The sequence below is a fragment of the Bacillus sp. XF8 genome (assembly GCF_017498755.1).
Lineage (GTDB): Bacteria > Bacillota > Bacilli > Bacillales > Bacillaceae_G > Bacillus_A > Bacillus_A bingmayongensis.
Genome location: NZ_JAGDQK010000015.1, coordinates 34,261 through 51,146, shown reverse-complemented (window position 1 = coordinate 51,146; position 16,886 = coordinate 34,261). Strand labels below are relative to the sequence as shown.

The window sequence follows — 16,886 nt, the reverse complement described above, 5'->3', positions numbered from 1 at the left end:
AACTTAAAAAGATTACATTTGCATATCATTTCAGAACAGTATTTTACAATATCATTACAAGGAGTAGTGTAAGTAAAAAAATATAACAAAAAGGTTGAGAAAACAGCATTTAGAAGCAAAGTATTCCCATCTGTATGTTTTGCTTTTTCACTAAGCCGTGTAGTATAATATTCAAAATCAGCAGGGATTTTTGCCCTTAATTGTATGTTGATAAAAGGAGGAAATAATTTTTTTATTTTAGGTTGATAAAGTTGTGTCGTAACAGGAAATATAAAAACAAATATATAAATAAATAAAAAGAAAATAAAAACGAAAAAATGAGGGGAACTTTATGAATCAAAATCAATTTGATTGTCGTATTTCAGAAGAGGATGTACAAATGCTACGAGCGTTAGCTCACCCACTCCGCCTTCGCCTTGTAATGGAGCTTATGGGACGCGGAACTTGTAACGTAACACAATTGCAAGAAGTATTAGAAATTCCGCAATCTACTGTTTCACAGCATTTAACGAAGTTAAAGCAGAATAAAGTTGTTCGTTTTGAAAGACGTGGCTTAGAAGTATATTATCAAGTGCATAATGAGAAAGTAAGTGAAGTTGTAAAGACATTATTTTCGTAAAATTTGAATATTATGGAAAAAGACGTATAGAAATATACGTCTTTTTTTATGGAATATATTCCATAAAGATATGAAAAGATAAAAAGGAGTGTAATAAGTAGAAGGAGAGATACTGAATGGATGTAAAGCGTGTGAAACAAATTTTGTCATCTTCGAGTAGAATCGATGTAACTTATCATGGTGTGCCAGTATGGATTGAAAGTTGTGATGAGGGAAGTGGAATCGCAAATGTACATGATGTGAAAACACCACATGAAACAGTGCAAGTAGAAGTTACAGCGTTAGAAGAGCAATAAAAAGCGAAAGTTAGCTTGCAGGAGCTAACTTTCGCTTTTTATTTATAAAAATAGAAGGAAATATGCAATAATTCATAGTTTATGCATATTGGTATATTTTTGTAGATACCACCTTTTTGTTTTTTCATCGAAAAGCTTGAAAAAACCAGTTTTTTCTATGTAACGACAAATTGGAACATGATTTGCATAGAGTAAGTAACAATAAGAAGGGGGTTGAAAAGTGAAGAATGAAATGAAGCTAAAGCGTTCGTTGAATTTTTTTCAGTTAGTATTACTAGGTTTAGCTTACATGGCGCCATTAACCGTATTTACTACATTTGGAGTTGTAGAATCTTTATCAAAAGGTGTAATACCTACGGCGTATATACTTGCACTATGTGCCATGTTATTTACGGCATATAGTTACGGACAAATGACAAAGGCCTATCCGATTTCTGGATCTGCTTATACGTATACGCAAAAATCTTTGAGCCCAGGGCTGGGTTTTATGGTTGGTTGGATAATTTTAATGGATTATTTGTTTATTCCCATGATTAACTTCCTCATAATAGCACTTTATTTATCTGAATATTTCCCGTCTATTCCTTCTAGTATATGGATTGTTGCCATGATTGTAATTGTTACTGTAATCAATATTGTAGGGACAAAATTAACGATTACAATGAATATGATTTTTTTAGGATTCCAGTATATAGTATTAATCTTGTTTTGTATTCTATGTATTATATCTCTTCTTAAAGGAAACGGAGAAGGGACCTTATTTTCGTTAAAACCATTTATAAATTCTGATTCGTCGATTTTGACGGCATTTGCGGGTGCTTCTGTTCTTTGTTTATCCTTTTTAGGATTCGATGCTTTAACAACCTTTGCAGAAGAAACGATTCAGCCAACAAAGACAATTCCGAAAGCGATATTCTTTGTAATTGCTTGTTCTGGTAGTTGTTATATTCTTGTTTCTTATTTGGCACACTTAATTCATCCGGATTATTCATCTTTTAAAAGTCTAGATACAGCAGCTGCTGAAATCGCTAGAATGATAGGTGGAAATTTATTTAATGCTTTATTTCTTGCAGGAATGATAGTAACTTCTTTTACTTCAGCTTTGACTTCTCATGCTAGTGTTTCACGTATTTTATATGCAATGGGAAGGGATTCGGTATTGCCGAAAACATTCTTTTCCTATATACATCCACGCTTTCAAACACCTGTCAAAAATATTATTTTGGTAAGTATTTTTGCTCTAGCTGCACTATTTACTGATCTTGTTACAATCACTTCTTTCATTAACTTTGGTGCACTAATTGCCTTTACATTTGTAAACATCTCAGTTATTGCTCATTACTTTGTTAAAGGACGTCAGAGATCTTTAAAATCTACAATTTTATATTTTGTGATTCCGTTAATTGGTGCGAGTATAACGATCAAGTTATGGAGCGATTTGGATAAGATGTCTATGGTACTAGGAGGAATATGGGCCCTTGTTGGGATTGTTTACTTACTCTATATAACGAAATTATTCCGTGTTCAACCACCACAAATGAATTTTGATGAATCACAGAAAGAAGATGGACAAGAATTATCGATTTAGGAGGAGAATGATGACGAAAAAAGCAGATGTTATTTTAAGTAGTAATGCTGTGTTTACAGGAACGAAAGAAACCTTTATCTCAGCTTCTGTTGTGGTTAAAAATAATAAAATTATTGCTCTTGTTCAAAAAGATAAAATTCAAGATTATGTTGATTCTCACACAATGATATATGATTTTGGAAATCAGCTTATTATGCCTGGATTTCATGACTTTCATATTCACCTTATGCTAGGGAGCTTAGTGAATGAAGGGGTACAACTTATTCATGCACGCTCAGCTAAAGAAGTTGCAAGGCTTGTAAAGAAACACGCTGATACAAATAGAAATGCACCTTGTGTGGTTGGAAGTAGTTGGGAGCAGAATTTGTGGGAAGCTCAGGAAGAACCCCATCGAAATATATTAGACGAACTCATTGCAGACAGGCCCGTGTTTTTATATCATGCTGAATTTCATTGTGCGTGGCTAAACAGTAAGGCCTTAGAAATGGCGGGGATTCATAGAGGAACGAAAAATCCACCCTATGGAGAAGTTGTGAAAGATCAGAATGGCGAGCCAACAGGAATCTTAAAGGAAAATGCAGTAGGATTAGCGACACATGTATTACAGTTTAATCCTGAGCGGAATAGAGCATTGCTTCAGAGTTTTTTAATGGAAGCTGCAAAATATGGCGTAACCTCTGTACATGATTTATTGAGAATACCTGAAATGGGTGTAGAAGAAGCGGAGCTATATGATGAATTCGAGAAGGAAGGTAAGTTAACAACAAGGGTCCATTTTGTGGCTCCTCTGAATGGTGATTTAAAATTAGCAAAACGTTTAAGTGAAAGGTATCGCTCTAATATGGTTCAATTTTGTGGGTTTAAACAATTTATAGATGGTGTTACAACAAGCTATACAGCGTACTTACTAGAACCATACTGTACTCGCGCGACAAATGGTTATACAACTTATCCTCCAAAAATAATAAAAAAATGGACAGTCGACGCGGATAAAGAAGGGTTTCGTGTAAGGTTTCATGCGATTGGGGATGGGGCAGTACGTTTAGCGCTAGACGCTTTTGAAGAGGCACAAATACAAAATGGTAAAAGGGATGCAAGGCATGCAATTGAGCATGTTGAAATGATTCACCCAAGCGATATTGAGAGGTTTCAAAAGTTAGGTGTACTGGCGTCTATTCAGCCTGAACATATTAATCTTACAAGTAGAGAAGTATATAAGAAGTTAATTGGATCAGAAAGAATAGAGCACAATTATTTGATGAAAACATTAATGGATGCCGGAGCAATGCTTGCATTTGGAAGTGATTATCCTGTAGTTACATTAAATCCGTTACCGGAAATTTATAGGGCGGTAACAAGGTTAGATGATGAAGGCGTAGAGTGGAATTTACAGGAAAGAGTTTCTTTAGCTGAAGCTATACGGGCATATACATATGCTCCTGCATATGCTTCATTTCGTGAAGATGAACTAGGAACAATAGAAGTAGGAAAGTTAGCTGATATAGTCGTATTGGATCGTAACTTATTTGATGTACCTGTGACAGAAATTAAAGAAGCGGCAGTTACTTTCACAATGGTAGATGGGAATGTTGTATTCCAAGCTGAAAAGCAAAGTGTCAAAAATTAACAGCTGGAGGGGAAAAAGAATGAGCACGATTACAATAGGGTTAGTTCAATTAGCATGTAGTGAGAATATCAAAATAAATATAGAAAAAACGATTGAAAAAGTAAGAGAAGCAGCGAATAAGGGTGCTAAGATTATTTGTTTACAAGAGCTGTATCATGCCGAGTACTTTGCTCAAAATGTCTCTGTTTATAATTATGAATTAGCTATTTCTTTTAAGCATGATGCATTACAAATGATGCAACAATTAGCGAAAGAATTGTGTGTAGTCTTAATCGTTCCTTTTTATGAATGGGCAGCAAAGGGGATTTATTTTAATAGTGCAGCAGTTTTTGATGCTGATGGTAAGTATTTGGGAACAACACGTAAAAATCATATTCCGGATGGTCCAAATTATCATGAAAAATATTATTTCACACCAGGGAATACTGGTTATCCAGTATATGATACGACATATGGGAGGATAGGAGTTGGTATATGTTGGGATGAGTGGTTTCCTGAAGTAGCGAGAATTTTGACATTAAAAGGTGCAGAAATATTATTTTATCCTTCAGCGATCGGTTCAGAGCCCGATTATCCAGAGCTTTCTACAAAGCAAGCTTGGACAAAAGCTATTTCAGCTCATGGTATTCATAATGGTGTGTTTGTGGCTGCTGTAAACCGTGTAGGACAAGAAAAGGATATGACATTTTATGGAGGTAGCTTTATTAGTAATCCAATGGGAGAAATTATCTGTTCTTTAGAAGAAGAAGAGGGAGTGTTAATTCAAACAATTGATACGAAGGAAATTGAAAATGTTCGTAACCTTCTTCAATTTTTAAGAGATCGCCGTACTGATACGTATTTGCCATTGTTAGAAAAAGAAGCGCTAAAATCAGTGGAATTATAAAATAAAAAGAGACTCTTATAGCAGAGTCTCTTTTTATTGATTTTCTTATTCCATCATACGTGCAATTTTTTTAGAGAACATAAGAAGTACTAAGCCAAGTACAATTACGATAATGCCGATGCTTGCAAACACTTCTAAATATCCTAAAGATTGTGTGAAGGCAGCTAATGCACCAGCAAGGTAGTTTGCCATACCAGAACCTGCTAACCATACTCCCATTAATAGAGATGCTAATTTTACAGGAGCTATCGCACTTACCATTGATAGACCGATTGGTGATAAGAATAATTCACCAATTGTATGGAACATATATGTGAAGACGATGAATAATAAGTTTGCTTTAGTAGCAATATTTGCTTCGTCGCTCCCAGTTTTCAGAACAGCTAAAGTTAAAACAAGGTAACCTACACCTAACAAAATCATACCAAGTGCCATTTTTGTTGGAACTTTTAAATCTCCGCGTTTTGATTTAGAAAGTTTAATCCATAACATAGATACAAATGGTGCTAATAGTACGATAAATGCTGGGTTAACCGATTGGAACCAAGATGTTGGAATTTCCCATCCGAAAATTGTGCGATCAACAAATGTGTTTGTATATAGTGTTAAAGAGCTACCAGCTTGTTCAAAACCTGCCCAGAAGAAAACTACGAAGCAAGTTAAAATAATGATTGCCCAAGTACGGTTCTTTTCTTGTTTTGTTAAAGGTTTTTTCTCAATTACTGTTGCATTTTTGTCTTTTGATTTTTTGCCTACAACTGTTGTTCCTGCTTTACCAAGGTAACGAGGAGCTAATAGGTTAAAGAAAATTTGTCCAATAATCATACCGATACAAGCTGCAAGGAACCCGTATTTATAACCCATAACCATAACGCCATCAACGCTTGTTTTAAAGAAATCTTCTGCTAGGAAACCACAAATAAGTGGTGCAAAGAAAGCCCCTACGTTGATACCCATGTAAAAGATTGTGAAGGCACTGTCACGGCGTGAATCATTTTCACCATATAGTTCACCTAAAAGGGTAGAAATATTTGGTTTGAAGAATCCATTACCAATAACTAACAATCCTAATCCTAAAAAGAGACCAGTTTTTGTATTCATTGAAAATAGAACAAAGTTACCAAGTGCCATAATAATACCACCAAGGGTAATTGCATGACGTCTTGTAATAAAGTGGTCAGTTAACCATCCACCAATAATCGGTGTGAAATATACTAAAGCTGTGAAAATTCCGTATAATTGCACTGCAAAAGCCTTATCAAATCCAAGACCTCCGCTTACAACAGTTGTTGTTAAATAGAGGACTAAAAGTCCACGCATTCCGTAGTAACTAAATCTTTCCCACATTTCTGTTAAGAACAACAAATATAATCCAGGTGGATGTTTCTTTGGTGATTGTTGCTCTTCAGCTTTTTTTAATTTTAAAGCTGCATCCATTTTTGCTTCCCCCTAATCCTGTATAACGGATATTTATGTAATCATTTTAATTTACAAAATATTTAGAAGTCAATAGAATTATACAAGAATAGAAAGAAAATTTCTTAAATAATCTATTGAATCTTAACCGTTACTGTATTTTTCCCTGAAAATTAGATAATAAGCGTTTTCAAATATAGTATTTGAAGTTCGAAAGAAAATAAAATAATGACTAATCAGAAAATTTAGATTTAAAAAACTATTCTGATATAAAGAAAATATATTTTATTTACTTTTATAATATAACATATTGGGAATAAAAATACAAAATGAAATAATGTGACACTTCCGTGAAATTAAAAAAACAGCTCTCGAAAAGGGGAGCTGTTTTTAAAAAAATACTATTTTACAAATCGTTTTTCAATATCATCTAGCATTAAGTTAGCAGCCATTACACCGCCAGCTGTATTCCAAATTACATCGTCAACTTTGTATGTTTTACCATTCTTGGAAGCATTTAAGTTTTTGAATAGAGGATCATTGATATATTCTTTCTCTAATTCAGAACCTTTTTTCTCATTTCCTTGATTGTAAGTGAAGTAGAAGATGATATCGCCATCCATTGCAGGAATGCGTTCTTTAGACACGTTACGCTCTGCAAAGTCATTTTTGTTTTGATCACCAGGGCGTTTGAAACCAAGTTCTTTTAAAATAACCCCAGAGAATGTATCTCCGTGATAAATACGAACATCGCCAGGCATAAAGCGTACCATAGAAATTTCTTGATTTACTTGATCTCCAAGTTTGCCTTTTAAGTCTTTTATACGTTTGTCGTAATCAGCTAATACCTTTTGACCTTCTTTTTCTTTATTTACTGCTTTTGCATAAAGTTTAAAGTTATCTTTCCATTCACCACGTAGTGTTTCTGAGAAAACAGTAGGAGCGATACCTTTTAATTGCTCGTATATTTTTTCGTGACGCAGTTTGTTACCAATGATTAAGTCGGGTTTTAAAGAAGCAATTGCTTCTACATTGGGTTGAAGCTCGGTACCGACAGTTTTTACATCTTTCATTTTATCCTTTGTGTGTGGATAAAATGGATTACCAGTAGGTGCTTCGGCAGCACCTACTGGTGTAACACCAAGAGTAAGTAAAGCTTCTGCTCCTTCATTTGTTAAAATAACAACACGTTTTGGATTAGCAGGAACTTCCGTTTTACCCATTGCATGTTCGACAGTAATCATTTCTTTTTTGTCTTCTTTTTTTGTTTCTGCTTTATTGTCCGTGTTACCACATGCACCTAAAAGGAGTGAAAATGATAGTACGAATGCAAATAATGCAAACGATTTTTGTTTGATAAAATTCATTATGTATCCCCCTACATATTGAGAATAATTTTCATTAGCAAAATTGATGTTACGGCTTTAGAAATAGATTGTCAATAGTAATAATTTACAATTATTATCCTCATAATTGCAAATAATTATTACTATCATTGACAACGTAATTTAAGTTGCAATACACTAACAACGTATCATTATACATTGAAGGAGAAACGCTGCATGTTATTAAAAACAAATCGGGCAAAATGGGTTGGATTATTTGTTGGAATCATTGCAGTTATTGCTTGTATTTGGGGAAGTATTATTTTTGGATATACAAATACAAGTGGGAAATTAGCATTGGATGCTTTTTTCCATTTTAATGGTTCGAATGAACATATTATTATTCAAAACGTACGTTTACCTCGTGCGCTTATTGCTGCTAGTGTCGGTGCTAGTTTAGCCATCGCTGGTTGCTTTATGCAAACTTTAACAAAAAATCCACTTGCTGCTCCGGATTTTATCGGGTTAAACTCAGGTGCTGCCTTTTTCATTGTTGTAGCCATTGTTGTTTTTTCGGTTTCATCTTTATCAGCATTTACGTGGATCGCATTTTTAGGTGCGGCAGTTGCTGCAGCACTTGTATTTGCTTCTAGTTCTTTAGGAAAAGAAGGGACAACTCCTCTTAAGTTAACGCTAGCAGGAGTAGCAATAAGTGCCTTGTTTTCTTCTTTAACACAAGGGCTTCTTGTATTGAATGAGAAGGCATTCGAAGAAGTATTATTTTGGCTTGCTGGTTCCGTACAAGGTAGAAAGCTTGAAGTATTGGAATCTGTATTTCCATATTTATTAGTTGGATGGATTGCTTCTCTTATGATGGCCGGGAAAGTAAATACGCTCATGATGGGAGAAGATGTAGCAAAAGGGCTAGGACAAAGAACAGTAGTGATGAAGGCAGTTGTTTTGCTCGTTATTGTATTGTTGTCAGGTGGAGCTGTTGCTGTCGCAGGTCCAATTGGATTTGTTGGAATTATTACACCTCATTTCGCAAGAGCACTTGTTGGTGTAGATCATCGCTGGAGGGTGCCGTATAGTGGACTATTAGGTGCAATATTACTGTTGCTTGCAGATATTGCTGCGAGATATATTATCATGCCACAAGAGGTTCCAGTCGGAGTCATGACAGCATTTATAGGTGCACCATTCTTTATTTATATTGCACGTAAGAGAGGGCTTAGCAAATGAAGAAGTATATTCCGTTTCGTATAGGAAAAGACGGCCTCTCGTTTTTAATGTATAAACGAGCTTGGCTCGTCTTGTTAGGTTTATTAATTGTTTTAATAGGATTATTTTTTGCAAGTGCAGGTATGGGGGAGATGAAGGTAGCTCCATATGATGTATGGCAAGCAATTACCGGGAATGGTGATGCGATGTCAAACATGGTTGTCAATAAATTTCGTATGCCTCGTATTTTAATTGCAATTCTTGTAGGAATAGCCCTTGCTGTTGCAGGATGTATTTTACAAGGGCTTGTTCGAAATCCACTTGCGTCTCCTGATATTATTGGGATTACAGGTGGTGCTAGCGTAGCGGTTGTATTATTCCTAGCTATATTTAGTGATAAAAACAATGCCTTAACAGTAAGCATTCATTATATGCCGCTGGCTGCTTTTCTTGGGGCAACTATTGTTGCATTTTTCGTATATTTATTCGCATGGAGAAATGATGGATTATCAGCGATTAGTCTTGTTTTGATTGGCGTTGGATTTTGGGCGCTAACGAAAGCCGCGACAACATTATTCATGCTGTTAGCGCCAATCTATCAAGCGAGTCAAGCGAATGTGTGGATTACTGGTACTGTTTACGGATCTTCGTGGCAAAATGTGGGGGTGTTAGCACCTTGGGTTCTTATTTTAACGGTGATTGCGTTTGTCGCTGCAAGGCATTTAAATGCACAAGAACTTGGTGATGATATTGCTACCGGACTTGGTATTCGCTTAACGAAATCTAGATTTTTCCTATTGCTCCTTAGTACAGCGTTAATTGGAGGAGCGGTTGCTTTTGCAGGTGGAATTGGATTTGTTGGTTTAATGGCACCGCATATCTCAAGAAGATTAGTCGGTTCATTATATGGTGCGCTGCTTCCAGTTGCTGCTATTGTTGGTGCAATTTTAGTACTTGCTGCCGATTTAATTGGGCGCACAGTCTTTGCTCCGCTTGAAGTCCCAGCAGGTGTATTTACATCAGCAATCGGTGCTCCGTATTTTATTTATTTACTTTATAAAAGTCGAAATTCATAAAGGTAAAGCGTACATAGATGGTTTTCTATCTATTAAAAAACGGAGTAAAGGGAGATGAACATGCAAAAAGCATTAGAGACAAAATCGTTAACATTGTCTTATGGTGAAACAATTATTATTGATGAATTAAATTTAGAGATCCCAAAAGGGAAAATTACGATTTTTATCGGTTCTAACGGCTGTGGAAAATCAACTTTATTACGCTCGCTTGCTCGTTTATTAAAACCGACATCGGGTGATATTTTATTAGATGATAAAGTGATTCAAAATATGCAAACAAAGCAAATTGCCCGTCAAATGGCAATTTTACCACAGGGACCTCAAGCTCCGGAAGGACTAACTGTACTACAACTTGTGAAACAAGGACGTTATCCATACCAAACATGGCTGAAACAATGGTCAGAAAAAGATGAAGAAATGGTACAAAAAGCGCTTGCGGCAACGGGTATGACGGAATTTGCTGAGCGTGATGTTCATGCTCTTTCAGGTGGACAACGTCAGCGTGCTTGGATTGCGATGACACTTGCGCAAGATACAGATATTATACTGTTAGATGAGCCAACAACATACTTAGACATGACTCATCAAATCGAAGTACTTGATTTGTTATTCGAATTAAATGAAACAGAACAACGAACAATTGTTATGGTGCTACATGATTTAAACTTAGCATGTCGCTATGCAGATAATATTGTAGCTATTCAGGATAAACAGATTTATGCACAAGGGAAACCGGAAGAAATTGTTGATTGTAAATTAGTTCGTGATGTCTTCCGTATGGATTGCCAAATTACAACAGATCCGTTATTTGGAACGCCGCTTTGTATTCCGCAGGGAAGAGGAAGATGTTTAATTCCACAGGCAGCGCAGGTAGTGAAATGACAAAAGCGATGAAATTTCATCGCTTTTTTGTTTATCCCGCTATTCTAGGGCAGTAATACTCCCACCTCAAAATTCGGCGAAAGCATTGTCCAGCTCTAGCGGCTAGAATCTCCGGTCGTTTCGCCCCCTCGGACGAGGCAAAAAGCGCCTCTCTGTCGGGTGCTCCAACGTCCTGCGATTCTGAGCGAGCCGCTTCCGCTTTTCTAAAGAAGTTAGGTGGGAGTATTACTGCCCGTAAAAGCCCGATTGGTGAGGGCTGATAATCAGTGGAGGATGGAGAAAATCCCCACTGATTAAACTTTCACTTTATTTTTTGCAAGAAAATAGAAGACAGAGAGGCATCCTTTTTGTAATAATTCCACACCAAATTTGGCATCACCACATCCTAAGTCAAGAATGTTTTTCCCTTTAATATCCCCGATGAGCTGTAATAAAGCTGGCTTTTCAATTGCTTCATTTGGATTATCTTTTCGATATCTGCGCTTCATGTACTGTTCAAAAAAAGAGTCATTATTATATACTTCAGATTCTGTAAATGCCATTTTCTCAGCTCCTAAAAATATTTTTTTCATTCTATCAAACAATTGAAGTAAATCATAGATTTCTTGTATTTAATACTATATAATTAAAAAATGTAAGCGTTTTCTTTAAACTATTTTTCTATAATAAATTTTGAAAACGTGTTAAGCTAGTAGAGGGATTATTGGAATTATTAAGACAATAATTCGCTTACATGAACGATGGGGAGGCTTCACGATGTCTAGTAAAACACTTGCAAACTTTTTAGAAGAAAATTTAGAGGATTTAAAAGCAAAGGGGCTTTATAACGTAATTGATCCGCTAGAAAGTCCAAATGGACCAATCATTACAATTGGCGGGAAAGAATATATTAACTTATCTTCAAATAACTATCTTGGTTTAGCAACAGACAATCGTCTGCAAGAAGCAGCAATTGGTGCAATTCATAAGTATGGCGTTGGTGCAGGAGCGGTTCGTACAATTAACGGTACTCTTGATTTGCATATCAAATTAGAAGAAACAATTGCAAAGTTTAAACATACAGAAGCAGCGATTGCATATCAATCAGGATTTAACTGTAATATGGCAGCGATTTCAGCTGTTATGGATAAAAATGATGCAATTCTCTCTGATGAATTAAACCATGCGTCTATTATTGACGGCAGTCGTTTATCAAAAGCAAAAATTATTGTTTATAAACATTCTGATATGGAAGACTTACGCAAAAAAGCAACTGAGGCCAAGGAATCAGGTCTTTACAATAAATTGATGGTTATTACAGATGGCGTGTTCTCAATGGATGGTGATGTTGCGAAACTACCAGAAATCGTTGAGATTGCAGAAGAGTTAGATTTAATGACATATGTAGATGATGCACATGGTTCAGGTGTACTTGGAAAAGGTGCAGGTACTGTAAAACATTTCGGACTTTCTGATAAAGTAGATTTCCAAATTGGTACATTATCAAAAGCGATTGGGGTAGTCGGTGGATATGTAGCAGGAAAGCAAAACTTAATTGATTGGCTAAAAGTTCGTTCACGTCCATTCTTATTCTCAACAGCTTTAACACCAGCAGATGCTGCAGCTTGTATGAGATCGATTGAAATTCTAATGGAAAGCACAGAATTACATGATCGCTTATGGGAAAATGGTCGTTATTTAAAACAAGGTTTAAAAGAGCTTGGATTTAACATCGGAGAAAGTGAAACACCAATTACACCTTGTATTATTGGTGATGAAGTATTAACACAAGAGTTTAGCAAACGTCTAATTGAAGAAGGTGTATACGCAAAATCAATTGTATTCCCAACTGTAGCAAAAGGAACAGGTCGTGTTCGCAATATGCCAACAGCAGCACATACGAAAGAAATGCTGGATGAAGCGATTCGTACGTATGAAAAAGTGGGAAAAGAAATGGGAATCATTTAACACATTTACATCTTTTGAAAGCTTGCAAATGAGGAGTGGGGAAAATGAAAAAAATTCTAGTAACCGGTTCTTTAGGGCAAATTGGTTCTGAACTTGTAATGAAACTTCGTGATGTATACGGTGCATCAAACGTTATTGCAACAGATATTCGTGAAACAGATAGTGATGTAGTAAAGTCTGGTCCATTTGAAACATTAGATGTAACAGATGGTCAGAAACTGCATGATATTGCGAAACGTAATGAAGTGGATACAATTATTCATTTAGCAGCTTTACTTTCAGCAACCGCAGAAAAAAATCCGTTATTTGCGTGGAATTTAAATATGGGTGGGCTTGTAAATGCATTAGAAGCAGCACGTGAACTTGACTGTAAATTTTTCACACCAAGTTCTATCGGTGCATTTGGTCCAACAACGCCAAAAGACAATACACCGCAAGATACGATTCAGCGACCTACTACAATGTATGGGGTAAACAAAGTAGCAGGAGAATTGTTATGTGATTACTATTATCAAAAATTTGGCGTTGATACACGTGGTGTACGTTTCCCAGGTTTAATTTCTTATGTAGCTCCTCCAGGAGGCGGTACAACGGACTATGCAGTTGAAATTTACTATGAAGCAATTAAAAAAGGTGCTTACACCTCTTACATTGCAGAAGGTACGTACATGGATATGATGTATATGCCAGATGCACTGCAAGCAATTGTTTCATTAATGGAGGCAGATCCAAGTAAGTTAATACATCGTAATGCTTTTAATATTACCGCAATGAGTTTCGAGCCAGAGCAAATTGCAGCAGCGATTCGTAAGCACATTCCTACGTTTACAATGGATTACGCTGTGGACCCTGCTCGTCAAACAATTGCAAACAGCTGGCCAAACTCAATCGATGCAACAGCAGCAAAAGAAGAGTGGGGTTTTAAAGTAGATTATGATTTAGATAAAATGACAGTTGATATGCTGGCAAAGTTAAAAAAAAAGTTAACAGCTGAGTTAGTGCTTAGTTAATGAAAAAAGAGCCGATTCAATTTTCCTTTGAATCGGCTCTTTTTGTCGGTATACTTAAACTTAGTCTAGGGAAGAAATAAGTTTTCTCGTTATATAGATTTTACCTTACTCGTATCTACCCTTCTCGGTTCGGTGCTAGCTTCAGGGTATTGTTGCTTTGTTTCTTCATATTGTTTTTCGTATTCGTAGCTAAATGCTTTATGTGTTTTTTGATCTTTCTCCCAAGGAGTCGATTTTCCTAACTTTCTGTTAGTGGAAGAACCGTAAGGCCCCTCAGGAAACTCTTCTGGAATGACGTATTCATGTCTTGCCTCAGCAGCTGTAACATCCGTATATTGTTCATCCTTTTTTGGGGACAAATGAAACATCCTTTCAAATATATTTGATAGAAAACTTCTTCCTTAATATATCCAAAAAGATTTCTAAAAAATTTTTATTATTCAGAGAGAAATAAGGAAGATAGGTGGAGGTGGGCTGCCCGTAAAACCCGATTGGGGCAGGTTGATTAAAGTTTCACTTTATCGAAAATTGAACTAGGATTAGATACGTAAAAAATACAATAGGAGGAAATACATATGAAAAGAGTCGATGTTGTATATGCATTAATTTATAATCAGGAAAAGGACCAAGTATTAATGGTACATAATGTTGAACAAGATGCTTGGTCATTGCCAGGAGGAGCAGTGGAAAAAGGAGAAACATTAGAAGCTGCAGCTGTAAGAGAGGTAAAAGAAGAAACGGGATTAACTGTAGAGATACAGGGGATTGCTGCAATAAATGAAAAGTTTTTTACTGAGCTAGGCAACCACGCATTACTGATTACTTTTCACGCCAATGTGATAGATGGTGATATTGCTGTGCAGGATGCAGATGAAATTTCGACAATAGAATGGGTCGATATGAAAACGGCAAACGAGCGTTTTCCATATTATGATGGAGGGCTTGAATTGTTATTAAAGGCATCCATCCCATACAAATTTCAAAGGGAAACGAAATAGTAAATGAAATTTTATCGGCGCAAATTAAAATATATCAGCGCTTTGACATGAGATATCGACCGTTCGACAAATTTCAGCTAAAAACAGGAGCCGAATCGGCTCCTGTTTTCTATTCAATCGTCTTCAGTAATAACTTCTTCAATAACGGCTTAATTTTTAGGCGTAGGTCCTCAGCATGATTCGCAACTAAGAAGTGATGGTTATAAATATTTTTCATCAATTGATATGTCGCTTCTTTTGCTTCGCCTTCTTCAATGAAAATCCCGATAACTTCCATACCGCTTTTACGAGCAAGTTTAACAGCTTCGTGTGTATCTAAAATACCGTCTTGTTGATAGTCTAAAGCGGATGGTTCACCATCTGTAAAGACAAGTAAGAATTTGTGCTTCTCTGGCCTTTTTGCAAGCTTTTCAGAAACGATGCGAATAATGTAACCGTCGCGATTATCTTCTTCTTCACGAAGTTGCATAATTTCTGGACCAACGTTTGGAAGCGTTGAATTTTTGTACGTTACAACTTCATGAATTACGTTTGGTTTATCTTCTGGTGTCGCACTAGAAGCATCTTCCCAAAATCCACTAATCGCATGTGGGATTTTTAATGACTTTAATGCTTCATGGAAGAGAACAACACTCTTTTTCGTTTCTTCCATTTTGTTATACATAGAGCCAGAACAGTCCACTAATAACTGAAAGGCAACATCAAGCTCTTGTGATTCTTGCCCTTTTTTATAAAACATACGCGGTTGTTTTTCTGTATAAATACGGAGGAACTTTTTACGGAGTCTTCCGTAATATTTATCACTATTTGCGTTTGTTTTATTTTCAATCGTTTTTTCAATAATTTTCTTTAATTCTTTTACATCTTTATTGATGACAGATTTAACAGCTTGATAATCTTTCTTTTCATCAGGGTTTGGCTTGCGAGCTTCTTTAAATGTATGAGAGGCACCAACGTTATACTTACCGTATATGCCTTCATTTTGACTCGAAGCATGGGAAGCTCTTGCATCTTCCGCACTGGCCCCATCAAAGTTCGACTGTGTACTTTTTTGCGAAGTACCTTGTACTGAACCAAGTGCTTGATCACCATCTTCAGACTCACGAGCTGTGTCGCCCATCATATTTGTTTTTGTACCACTTTCTAATTCAAAGCGTAAGAAGTTTTCATTTTCATTATTTTTATTTTCACGATGCCATGTAGAGAAACTCTCATTGATTTTGCTTTTATTCTCATCGTCATCTACGATTTGGACGTCATCATTTGCTAAATCTTCAGGACGCCCATCCTTCTCATCAGCAATAACAGATAGATAGAGAGGTGCGTGTCCAAAGTAGTTGTTAATCATATCATTTTCAAGAAATCCTTCTAAGCGATAACGGACTTTTTCAACAATATACATTGTGTCTTCTGTATTACGAGCTTGGAATGCTTCATGTAAAATCGTTTCAATTTGTTCAAAATGTTCATTGTTAAACATTTCATATTTATCACTCGTTAATGAAAGATAGCATAGGCAAAATAGACGATCACCATGATAGTTACGAACGCGGTTGATTTCATTTTGTGAGCTAAAATAATTGCGATACATTTCTTTACGTCTTCTAAAAATATGTTTTGTACCAGGACGTAAGCTTTTCACAATCTCCTCAACCCGTAAATCTTCTAACAGAACAAATAATTGTGTTAAAAACTTTTTAAGAGGCGATTCTTGTAATTCGATTGCATAAGAACGAATTAATGCCATGTCCGAGTAATGTTTATTGCCAAGTGCTTTTAAAAACACCTCGCTTTTTAATCCGATTACTGTATCCTCTTCTTTTCGGTCGTCCCAAAAGTGACTGATGACAACTTTCTTTTCGATTTCGTCGTAATATGCTTTATAGCCATACTCTAAGTAAGCATCAGCTTCTTTTAGAAGAGCATACATTAAATTTTCCATTTGAAGAAACAGCGACGCATCAATTTTTTTGTCACTAAAAATTTGTCTCATGA

General features: G+C 36.0%; 15 protein-coding genes and 1 pseudogene. 11 read left to right on the top strand and 5 right to left on the bottom strand.

Features of this window, described 5'->3' with window-relative positions; all coding sequences use genetic code 11:
* Positions 1-331: 331 nt before the first annotated feature.
* The 5 genes from J4P91_RS09605 (at position 332) to J4P91_RS09585 (ending at position 5,016) form a co-directional block, all read left to right on the top strand.
* Positions 332-619 (top strand): ArsR/SmtB family transcription factor, encoded by a 288-nt coding sequence (locus J4P91_RS09605; protein WP_003195107.1) that lies wholly within the window; start codon positions 332-334, stop codon positions 617-619.
* Positions 620-735: 116 nt separating this feature from the next.
* Positions 736-915, top strand: a complete 180-nt coding sequence (locus J4P91_RS09600) for an acid-soluble spore protein H (protein ID WP_207993877.1) — start codon at positions 736-738, stop codon at positions 913-915.
* A 232-nt stretch (positions 916-1,147) separates the two neighbouring features.
* The gene (locus tag J4P91_RS09595; protein WP_243763786.1) at positions 1,148-2,503 is read left to right on the top strand and encodes an APC family permease; all 1,356 of its coding nucleotides are present in this window, start codon (positions 1,148-1,150) and stop codon (positions 2,501-2,503) included.
* A 10-nt stretch (positions 2,504-2,513) separates the two neighbouring features.
* Positions 2,514-4,130, top strand: coding sequence for an amidohydrolase (locus J4P91_RS09590; protein WP_207993873.1), 1,617 nt, complete (start codon positions 2,514-2,516; stop codon positions 4,128-4,130).
* 19 nt (positions 4,131-4,149) lie between these two features.
* Complete coding sequence (locus J4P91_RS09585; protein ID WP_207993871.1) at positions 4,150-5,016, top strand: carbon-nitrogen hydrolase; 867 nt, start codon at positions 4,150-4,152, stop codon at positions 5,014-5,016.
* 45 nt (positions 5,017-5,061) lie between these two features.
* Here the strand turns inward: J4P91_RS09585 and J4P91_RS09580 are convergent, their stop codons facing one another.
* Both J4P91_RS09580 and J4P91_RS09575 read right to left on the bottom strand, forming a co-directional pair.
* A complete protein-coding gene (locus tag J4P91_RS09580) occupies positions 5,062-6,453 on the bottom strand; it encodes a peptide MFS transporter (RefSeq protein WP_207993870.1) in 1,392 nt (463 codons plus the stop codon).
* 380 nt (positions 6,454-6,833) lie between these two features.
* Positions 6,834-7,799, bottom strand: a complete 966-nt coding sequence (locus J4P91_RS09575; protein ID WP_207993869.1) for an ABC transporter substrate-binding protein — start codon at positions 7,797-7,799, stop codon at positions 6,834-6,836.
* A 195-nt stretch (positions 7,800-7,994) separates the two neighbouring features.
* Between J4P91_RS09575 and J4P91_RS09570 the strand changes: the two genes are divergently transcribed.
* The 3 genes from J4P91_RS09570 to J4P91_RS09560 are packed head-to-tail and all read left to right on the top strand — an operon-like array spanning position 7,995 to position 10,936.
* Positions 7,995-8,999, top strand: a complete 1,005-nt coding sequence (locus J4P91_RS09570) for a FecCD family ABC transporter permease (RefSeq protein ID WP_207993868.1) — start codon at positions 7,995-7,997, stop codon at positions 8,997-8,999.
* Positions 8,996-10,054 carry a FecCD family ABC transporter permease gene (locus J4P91_RS09565; RefSeq protein ID WP_207993867.1) on the top strand — a complete coding sequence of 353 codons (1,059 nt, stop codon included), beginning with the start codon at positions 8,996-8,998 and terminating at the stop codon, positions 10,052-10,054. Before J4P91_RS09570 ends, J4P91_RS09565 begins: the two co-directional genes overlap by 4 nt.
* A 54-nt stretch (positions 10,055-10,108) precedes the next feature.
* Entirely contained in the window at positions 10,109-10,936 is an 828-nt protein-coding gene (locus J4P91_RS09560) for an ABC transporter ATP-binding protein (protein ID WP_207993865.1), read from the top strand.
* Between the two features lie 332 nt (positions 10,937-11,268).
* Here the strand turns inward: J4P91_RS09560 and J4P91_RS09555 are convergent.
* A pseudogene (locus J4P91_RS09555) lies at positions 11,269-11,478 on the bottom strand (SAM-dependent methyltransferase); the annotation flags it as partial.
* Positions 11,479-11,692: 214 nt separating this feature from the next.
* On the opposite strand from J4P91_RS09555, the gene J4P91_RS09550 reads away from it, so the two are divergent.
* Positions 11,693-12,883 carry a glycine C-acetyltransferase gene (locus J4P91_RS09550; RefSeq protein ID WP_207993864.1) on the top strand — a complete coding sequence of 397 codons (1,191 nt, stop codon included), beginning with the start codon at positions 11,693-11,695 and terminating at the stop codon, positions 12,881-12,883.
* A gap of 44 nt (positions 12,884-12,927) precedes the next feature.
* Positions 12,928-13,893 carry an L-threonine 3-dehydrogenase gene (locus tag J4P91_RS09545; RefSeq protein WP_207993862.1) on the top strand — a complete coding sequence of 322 codons (966 nt, stop codon included), beginning with the start codon at positions 12,928-12,930 and terminating at the stop codon, positions 13,891-13,893.
* 89 nt (positions 13,894-13,982) lie between these two features.
* On the opposite strand, the gene J4P91_RS09540 is transcribed toward J4P91_RS09545, so the two are convergent.
* Complete coding sequence (locus J4P91_RS09540) at positions 13,983-14,261, bottom strand: hypothetical protein (RefSeq protein ID WP_207993861.1); 279 nt, start codon at positions 14,259-14,261, stop codon at positions 13,983-13,985.
* A 207-nt stretch (positions 14,262-14,468) separates the two neighbouring features.
* On the opposite strand from J4P91_RS09540, the gene J4P91_RS09535 reads away from it, so the two are divergent.
* Positions 14,469-14,891 carry an NUDIX hydrolase gene (locus tag J4P91_RS09535; RefSeq protein ID WP_207993859.1) on the top strand — a complete coding sequence of 141 codons (423 nt, stop codon included), beginning with the start codon at positions 14,469-14,471 and terminating at the stop codon, positions 14,889-14,891.
* A gap of 109 nt (positions 14,892-15,000) precedes the next feature.
* On the opposite strand, the gene J4P91_RS09530 is transcribed toward J4P91_RS09535, so the two are convergent.
* Positions 15,001-16,884 (bottom strand): vWA domain-containing protein, encoded by a 1,884-nt coding sequence (locus J4P91_RS09530; protein WP_207993857.1) that lies wholly within the window; start codon positions 16,882-16,884, stop codon positions 15,001-15,003.
* Positions 16,885-16,886 lie beyond the last annotated feature (2 nt).